We start from the raw sequence: 7,712 nt of genomic DNA, 5'->3' as shown, positions 1-7,712 counted from the left end.
TCCGTCGTCGGCAGCGTCAGAGGTGTATAAGAGACAGCCCCCACCCCGACCCCCAGCAAGAGCCCGAAGGCGACCAAGAGCCCGAAGGCGCGCGAGAGCGGCGACGCGCGGCCGAGCGGCTCCGCGAGCCCGTCCACAGAACCGAGCGCGGGGGACTGAACGTTGCTGAACCCACCCGAGGCGTCGCCGGCCGGCCGCAGCGCGGTGGCCGCGGTGGTGATCGCCGTGACGCTGATCCTGCAGGTGTCGGTGGCGAACCGGCTGCCGCTGCCCGGCGGCGTGCAGCCCGACCTGGTGCTGCTGGCCGTCGTGGCGCTGGCGCTGGTCGCCGGGTCGATGACCGGCATGGTCACCGGGTTCCTCGCCGGCCTCGCCGCCGACATCATCCCGCCCGCCGACCACACCATCGGCCGATACGCGCTCGTCTACTGCCTCATCGGCTACCTGTGCGGCGTCGCGTCCGCCGAGATGGACCGCCAGTCCGTCGTCCCGTTCTTCGCCGTCGCCGCCGGCGCCCTCGCCGGGACCGTGCTGTACGCGGCGACCGGGATGATCCTCGGCGACCCGCGCGCCGAGTGGGGGACCGTGTCGCGCATGGTCCCGCTGCAGGTCCTCTACGACATCATCGCCAGCCCGTTCGTCGTCTGGGCGGTGCTGCGCGCCACCAGACGCTACGAGAGCGGCGAGCGGTCGCGCGGCGACGGCCTCGCCGTGCCCGCCGCCCGGTACCGCGCGATGTCCGGGCGGGGCGGGGCCCTGTGAACCCCAGGACCCATTTCCGCCTCGTCGTCCTGTACGTGCTCGTCGGCGCGCTGCTGCTCGTCCTGGTCGGACGCATGTGGACGCTGCAGGTGCTGGAGGGCGAGCACTACCGGGGCATCGCCGCCCAGAACCGCACCCGCGACATCGTCGTCCCCGCCGTCCGCGGCGTGATCATGGACGACCGGGGCAAGCCGCTCGTCCGCAACCGCAGCGCGCTCGTCGTGTCGGTCAACCGCACCACGCTGTCGCGGCAGAAGGACGGCGGCGAGGCCGTCCTGAAGCGGCTCGCCGCCGTCCTCGGGACGAGCCACGACGAGATGTCCAAGCGGATCCGGCTGTGCTCGCCGACCGTCAAGCGGCCCTGCTGGCCCGGCTCCCCGTACCAGCCGATCCCCGTCGAGGACCACGTCGACCCGAAGCGCGCCCTCCAGATCATGGAGCGGCAGGAGGACTTCCCCGGCGTCACCGCGCAGATCCAGGCCGTCCGCGAGTACCCGGAGCCGGACGGGGCGAGCGCCGCGCAGGTCCTCGGCTACCTCCAGCCCGTCACGCAGGAGGAGCTGGACAAGCGCAAGGGCCTGAAGGTCACCGGGTACAGCGGCGTCGACCTCGTCGGGCGCGCCGGGCTGGAGGCGCAGTACGACGCGGTGCTGAGCGGCGAGCCCGGGTTCCGCCGGGTCCTCGTCGACAGCCAGGGCCGCGTCACCGGCACCGCGGAGGAGCAGCAGGCGGTGGCCGGCAACAACCTCGTCACCAGCATCGACGCCGGGGTGCAGGGCGCGGCGGAGAAGGCGCTCAAGCACGCGATCGACAACGCGCGCAGGGGCGGCCACCCGGCCGACGCCGGCGCCGCGGTCGTGATGGACGTCCGCACCGGCCGCATGGTCGCGATGGCCAGCTACCCGACCTACGACCCGTCGATCTGGACCGGCGGCATCTCGCAGGAGAAGTACGACGCGCTGCTCGGCAAGAAGAACGGCGAGCCGCTGATCTCCCGGGTCACGCAGGGCCAGTTCGCCCCCGGCTCCACCTTCAAGATCTCCTCGGTGTCCGCCGCCGTGAAGGAGGGGGCCAGCCTGAAGGGCATCTACCCGTGCCCCGGCTCCTACAACGTCGGGAACCGGGCGTTCAGCAACGCCGGAGGCACCGGGTACGGCCCGATGACGCTGCACACCGCGCTGGTGAAGTCGTGCGACACGGTGTTCTACCGGTTCGCCTACCTGGAGTGGCAGCGCGACGGCGGCATGCACCCGAAGAAGAACGTCACCGACTCGATGGTGGACATGGCCCGCGAGTACGGCTTCGGGACCAGGACCGGCATCGACCTCCCCAGCGAGAGCAGCGGCCGCATCCCGGACCGCAAGTGGAAGAAGGACTACTGGGAGGCCACCAAGGCCGCCAACTGCAAGGGCGCCAAGGAGGGGTACCCGCAGGTCGCGAAGACCGACCCGGCGCGCGCCGCCTACCTGAAGGCGGTCGCGACGGAGAACTGCACCGAGGGGTACGTGTGGCGCCCCGGTGACGCGGCGAACTTCTCGGTCGGGCAGGGCAACGTCCTGGTGACGCCGCTGCAGCTGGTCCGCGCGTACGCGGCGGTCGCCAACGGCGGCAAGCTCGTCGTGCCGCGGCTCGGGGTCGCGGTCGTGCGGCCGGACGGCACGGTCGTCCGCCGGATCGAGGCCCCGGAGCCGAAGAAGCTGCCGGTCGACCCGAAGGTGCTGAAGTACATCCGCGACGCCCTCGCCGACGTGACGAAGGACGGCACCGCGGCGGGCGCGTTCAACGGGTTCGACTTCAAGCGCGTCGACGTGGGCGGCAAGACCGGTACCGCGGAGGTCTACGGCAAGCAGGACTCCTCCTGGTTCGCCTCGTTCGGCCCGGTGAAGGACCCGCGCTTCGCGGTCGTCGCGATGGTCTCGCAGGGTGGCTTCGGCGCCTCGACGTCGGCCCCGGCCGTCCGCGAGATCTGGGAGGCCATGTACGGGACGAAGGACAAGAAGCCGCTGCTCAAGGACGGCAAGCTCCCGTCCGAGCTGCCGAAGACGCCGAACACGGGAGCCGCCCCGTGATCACCGGTTCCGGCGTCGGGAGCGTCGAGGCGTACGCCGCGCGGCGGACGTGGCAGACCCGCCTGGCCGGGCTGCGCCGCCTCGACTGGCCGCTGTTCCTCGCCGTGCTGGCCCTGTCGCTGGTCGGCGCGCTGCTGGTGCGCTCGGCGACGTTCCACCTGCTCACCGAGCAGGGCAAGGACCCCGAGAGCTTCCTCAAGCGGCACGTGCTGAACCTGATCATCGGGTTCGTGCTCGGCGGCGTCGTCACCGTCCTCGACTACCGGCTCCTGCGCGCCTACGTCCCCATCCTGTACGGGGTCGCGTGCGTCGGGCTGCTCGTCGTGCTGACCCCGCTCGGCTCGACGATCAACGGGTCGCACTCGTGGATCGTGCTCGGCGGCGGGTTCCAGGTGCAGCCGTCGGAGTTCGCGAAGGTCGGGCTCGTGGTGCTGCTCGCGATGATCCTCGGCGAGCCGCGCGACGGCGAGATCGGGCCGGGCCGCCGGGACGTGCTGCTCGCGCTCGCCCTCGCCGGGCTGCCCGGCGTGCTGATCATGCTCCAGCCGGACCTCGGCACCACGCTGGTGTTCATCGCGGTCGTACTCGGCATGCTGGCGATCTCCGGGGCGCAGAAGCGCTGGCTGTTCGGGCTCGTCGGCGGCGGGGCCGCCGCGGCCGCCGCCGTGTTCTTCTTCGGCCTGCTGCAGGACTACCAGATCGCCCGGTTCACCGCGTTCCTCAACCCCGAGGCCGACCCGCGCGGCGCCGGCTACAACGCCCAGCAGGCCCGGATCGCGATCGGGTCGGGCGGCGCGTTCGGCAAGGGCCTGTTCCAGGGCGAGCAGACCGGCGGCCACTTCGTCCCCGAGCAGCAGACCGACTTCATCTTCACGGTCGCGGGGGAGGAGCTCGGCTTCGTCGGCGCCGCGATCATCGTCGCGCTGCTCGGCGTGGTGCTGTGGCGCGGGCTGCGCATCGCCACCCAGGCCGCCGACCTGTTCGGCACGCTCGTCGCGACGGGCGTCGTGTGCTGGCTCGGGTTCCAGGCGTTCGAGAACATCGGGATGACGATCGGGATCATGCCGATCACCGGGCTGCCGCTGCCGTTCGTGTCCTACGGCGGGTCCGCCACCTTCGCCAACATGATCGCCTTCGGTCTGCTGCAGGCCGTCCACGTGCGCCGCAGGGCGTTCGACTAGCCTCGGTCAGCAGGGCGTTCGGCTGATCGCCGGCGCGTTCGATTAGGGCGCCGCCAACGCGTAGGCTGGACGCTCATCCCCACGTCCCCAGCACGGAGGATTCCGTCATGCCGGTCGAGTCGCTCTTCCCGCGCCTGGAGCCGCTGCTCCCGAGCGTGCAGAAGCCGATTCAGTACGTTGGCGGCGAGCTGAACTCCCAGCTCAAGGACTGGGACGAGGCGGACGTCCGCTGGGCGCTGATGTACCCCGACGCCTACGAGGTCGGCCAGCCGAACCAGGGCGTCCAGATCCTTTACGAGATCCTGAACGAGCGCGACGGCGTCCTCGCGGAGCGGACCTACTCGGTCTGGCCCGACATGGAGGCCGTCATGCGCGAGCACGGCATCCCGCAGTTCACGGTCGACGCGCACCGCCCGGTCGCCGCGTTCGACGTGCTCGGCGTGTCGTTCTCCACCGAGCTCGGGTACACCAACCTGCTCACGGCGCTCGACCTCGCGGGCATCCCGCTGGAGGCCGCCGACCGCGCCGACGACCACCCGATCGTGATCGCGGGCGGGCACGCGGCGTTCAACCCCGAGCCGATCGCCGACTTCGTCGACGCCGCCGTGCTCGGCGACGGCGAGGAGATCGCGCTCGGCATCACCGAGATCATCCGCGAGTGGAAGGCCGAGGGCGCCCCCGGCGGCCGGGACGAGCTGCTCATGCGGCTCGCCGCGACCGGCGGCGTGTACGTGCCCCGCTTCTACGACGTGACGTACCTGCCCGACGGCCGCATCCAGCGGGTCGCGCCGAACCGCCCGGGCGTCCCGTGGCGGATCGAGAAGCACACCGTCATGGACCTCGACCAGTGGCCCTACCCGAAGAAGCCGCTCGTCCCGCTCGCCGAGACCGTGCACGAGCGGTTCAGCGTGGAGATCTTCCGCGGCTGCACCCGCGGCTGCCGGTTCTGCCAGGCCGGGATGATCACCCGCCCGGTGCGGGAGCGGTCGATCACCACGATCGGCGACATGGTGGAGCAGGGCCTCAAGGAGTCCGGCTTCCAGGAGGTCGGGCTGCTCAGCCTGTCCAGCGCCGACCACAGCGAGATCGGCGACGTCGCCAAGGGCCTCGCCGACCGCTACGAGGGCACCAACACCTCGCTGTCGCTGCCGTCCACCCGGGTGGACGCCTTCAACATCACGCTCGCCAACGAGTTCTCCCGCGGCGGCCGGCGCTCCGGCCTGACGTTCGCGCCGGAGGGCGGCTCCGAGCGGATGCGCAAGGTGATCAACAAGATGGTCACCGAGGACGACCTGATCCGCACCGTCAGCACCGCCTACGAGAACGGCTGGCGGCAGGTCAAGCTGTACTTCATGTGCGGTCTGCCCACCGAGGAGGACGAGGACGTCCTCGCGATCGCCGGCATGGCCAAGCGGGTCATCCAGGCCGGGCGGGAGGCCACCGGCCGCAAGGACATCCGCTGCACCGTGTCCATCGGCGGGTTCGTGCCCAAGCCGCACACCCCGTTCCAGTGGGCCGCGCAGTGCGACCACGAGACCGTCGACCGGCGCCTGCACGCCCTCAAGGACGCCCTGCGCGGCGACAAGGAGTACGGCCGCGCCATCGGCCTGCGCTACCACGACGGGCGGCCGTCCATCATCGAGGGCCTGCTGTCGCGCGGCGACCGGCGGGTCGGCAAGGTCATCCGCGCCGTCTGGGAGGACGGCGGCCGCTTCGACGGCTGGAGCGAGCACTTCTCCTACGAGCGCTGGACGTCCTGCGCCGAGGAGGCGTTCGCCGGCGAGCCCGTCGACCTCGCCTGGTACACCGTCCGGGAGCGCGACGAGGTCGAGGTCCTGCCCTGGGACCACCTCGACGCCGGGCTCGACCGCGAGTGGCTCTGGCAGGACTGGCAGGACGCCGTCGACGAGACCGAGGTCGAGGACTGCCGCTGGACGCCCTGCTACGACTGCGGCGTGTGCCCCACGATGGGCACCGAGATCCAGATCGGCCCCACCGGCAAGAAGCTGCTCCCGCTCTCCGTGGTCTGAGGGGTCCCGTGCGGCGACCCGCGCGGGAGTCCGGGTGTCCGGAAGCGGTTGCGGGATCGGCCTGAGCAGCGGCGGTCCGGGCCTCGCGGCACCCGCGCTTGGCCGAACGATGCTCGGGGACCCGTACTCTATAGGGAGACCTAGTTTTTCGACTCGACACGAGTAGGAAGGACCAGAACCCTGGCACCCATGCCGGAGGGTCCGGCGCCGGCCCCCGTGACCCAGCGACTGCGCGTCCGCTACGCCAAGCGGGGCAGGCTGCGGTTCACGAGCCACCGCGACATTTCCCGGGCCGTGGAACGCGCCGTCAGGCGCGCCGGGATCCCTGTCGCGTTCAGCGGCGGATTCACCCCCCACCCGAAGATCTCGTACGCGGGTGCGGCGGCGACAGGGGTGGCCAGTGAGGCCGAATACCTCGAGATCGGGCTCACCGAGACCCGCGATCCTGCGCGGGTCCGGGCCGATCTGGACGCGGCCCTGCCCCCCGGGCTCGACATCGTCGATGTCGTGCCGGTCCGGGCGGGCCGCAGCGACGCACCGGTCAAGCCGGGCGCGTTCGCCGATCGGCTCCAGGCGTCCGAATGGCGGATCAGGCTGGACGGCGTGCCCGAGGGCGACGCCGCCGCCGCCGTGGCCGCCTTCATGGCCGCCCCGGTCATCGAGGTGGAACGCCTCACCAAGAAGGGACGGCGCCGTTTCGACGTGCGCGCCGCCGTGTCCGCGTGTGAGCTGGACCGGCGCGCCGCGGAGGCGGCGGATGCCCCTTGTGCGATACTTCGAATGGTTGTTCGGCATTCCACACCGGCCGTACGACCCGACGACATCCTCACCGGACTGCGCCAGGTCGCCGACCTCGCGCCGCCGTCACCGCCGCTGGTGACCAGGCTGGCGCAGGGGCCCCTCGACGCGGACACCGGTGGCCTCGCGGATCCCCTGGATCCCGACCGGGAGACCGGCCAGCCGTCCGGCGACGACGCCGAGACGGCCCGCGGCCCTGTGCGGCCGCAGCCCGGGGACGCCGCGAGCGAGGATGCCGTCAGCGCCTGACCGGGGGACCGAAGCCGTGGGAGCACGGAACCGGTTCCGCAGGGTACGGCTGGCGCGCCCCCGACGACTTCGTCGTCGCGGCCGGACCACCGTCCGGCCATGACGACGCCGATGACTGACGAGGTGCTCCCGCGCGGCGCACCGCACCGATCCGCCCCCGGGCGGGACGGGCGGACGCGCCCGGGAGCCTGACGGGAGATTGCCCGGATGCTTGAGAACGAAGTCGATTCGGCCGCGGCCGACGGCACCGAAGAAGAGACGACCGAGACCGCGAGCGGCGCGAACGGGAGTGCGGCGGAGCAGGGCACGGGCGTGACCTCGCGCCCGCGCCGGGCGAGCCGGCCCGCCGGCCCGCCGCCCGAGGTGGACGACGCCCCCGCGGAGCCCCCCGCCGCCGAGGCCGACGAAGCCGAGACCGAGGAGGCCGAAGAGCATCGCGTCGGGCTCGCTCCAGAGCATGCTCATCCCTTGGCAGTTGATGGGACCCGTCGGTGTGCCCGCTGCCTCACCGGAGATGAAGCTGTCTCCCAGTGACACCGCTACCGGCCCTGCCTGCGGCGCAAGGGTCCCCTTGCTGGCGGCTCTGGCCTGGGGGCCCAAGGTCGAGAAGGCGGCCGAGGCGG

Annotated in this window: 6 protein-coding genes; all 6 read left to right on the top strand. The window is 72.0% G+C overall.

The window, feature by feature from the left end:
• Positions 1-162: 162 nt before the first annotated feature.
• The 6 genes from mreD to ETD96_RS36885 all read left to right on the top strand — a co-directional run bounded on the left by mreD (position 163) and on the right by ETD96_RS36885 (position 7,623).
• Positions 163-762, top strand: a complete 600-nt coding sequence (gene mreD / locus ETD96_RS36910) for a rod shape-determining protein MreD (protein WP_138641146.1) — start codon at positions 163-165, stop codon at positions 760-762.
• Positions 759-2,831, top strand: a complete 2,073-nt coding sequence (mrdA, locus tag ETD96_RS36905) for a penicillin-binding protein 2 (RefSeq protein ID WP_138641145.1) — start codon at positions 759-761, stop codon at positions 2,829-2,831. The genes mreD and mrdA overlap by 4 nt, the downstream gene beginning before the upstream one ends.
• Positions 2,828-4,012: a rod shape-determining protein RodA gene (gene rodA, locus ETD96_RS36900; protein WP_138641143.1), complete on the top strand. Its 1,185-nt coding sequence runs from the start codon at positions 2,828-2,830 to the stop codon at positions 4,010-4,012. The genes mrdA and rodA overlap by 4 nt, the downstream gene beginning before the upstream one ends.
• A 107-nt stretch (positions 4,013-4,119) precedes the next feature.
• Positions 4,120-6,042 carry a TIGR03960 family B12-binding radical SAM protein gene (locus tag ETD96_RS36895; protein ID WP_138641141.1) on the top strand — a complete coding sequence of 641 codons (1,923 nt, stop codon included), beginning with the start codon at positions 4,120-4,122 and terminating at the stop codon, positions 6,040-6,042.
• A 189-nt stretch (positions 6,043-6,231) separates the two neighbouring features.
• Complete coding sequence (locus tag ETD96_RS36890; protein ID WP_138641140.1) at positions 6,232-7,089, top strand: TIGR03936 family radical SAM-associated protein; 858 nt, start codon at positions 6,232-6,234, stop codon at positions 7,087-7,089.
• A gap of 207 nt (positions 7,090-7,296) precedes the next feature.
• Positions 7,297-7,623 carry a hypothetical protein gene (locus ETD96_RS36885; protein WP_138641139.1) on the top strand — a complete coding sequence of 109 codons (327 nt, stop codon included), beginning with the start codon at positions 7,297-7,299 and terminating at the stop codon, positions 7,621-7,623.
• The last annotated feature ends 89 nt before the right edge of the window (positions 7,624-7,712 follow it).

It is taken from the genome of Actinomadura geliboluensis, from assembly GCF_005889745.1.
GTDB classification, from domain to species: domain Bacteria; phylum Actinomycetota; class Actinomycetes; order Streptosporangiales; family Streptosporangiaceae; genus Spirillospora; species Spirillospora geliboluensis.
This window is presented reverse-complemented; position numbering and strand designations above follow the sequence as displayed.

Excerpts from the sequence above, each read along its gene's own strand:
- ETD96_RS36895 (WP_138641141.1), top strand. The coding sequence starts at position 4,120 with ATGCCGGTCGAGTCGCTCTTCCCGCGCCTGGAGCCGCTGCTCCCGAGC.
- ETD96_RS36890 (WP_138641140.1), top strand. The coding sequence starts at position 6,232 with ATGCCGGAGGGTCCGGCGCCGGCCCCCGTGACCCAGCGACTGCGCGTC.
- ETD96_RS36885 (WP_138641139.1), top strand. The coding sequence starts at position 7,297 with ATGCTTGAGAACGAAGTCGATTCGGCCGCGGCCGACGGCACCGAAGAA.